General features: G+C 64.1%; 1 protein-coding gene. It reads left to right on the forward strand.

Features of this window, described 5'->3' with window-relative positions; genetic code table 11:
* The coding region (locus HX869_RS25160; protein ID WP_306172796.1) for a 3'(2'),5'-bisphosphate nucleotidase CysQ at window positions 1-276 on the forward strand (276 nt) is incomplete at both ends.

Here is a 276-nt window from a genome sequence, read left to right on the forward strand (position 1 = left end):
GCCCTGAACAGGATCGCTTGCTCGCTGGCTTGAGTGCCGGATTGGGCGAGTTGAAGCTGGCCAATATCGGCAGTTCTTTGAAGTTTTGCCTGTTGGCTGAGGGCAGCGCCGATTGCTACCCGCGCCTGGCGCCCACCTCGCAGTGGGACACGGCGGCCGCGCAAGGGGTGCTGGACGGGGCGGGTGGGGAAGTGCTGGAGCTGGATGGGCAGCCTTTCAGTTACCCGGCGCGGGCGTCGTTGTTGAACCCGTTCTTCCTGGCATTGCCGGCTAAAG

Source organism: Pseudomonas sp. P7779, assembly GCF_013386315.1.
Taxonomy (GTDB): Bacteria; Pseudomonadota; Gammaproteobacteria; order Pseudomonadales; family Pseudomonadaceae; genus Aquipseudomonas.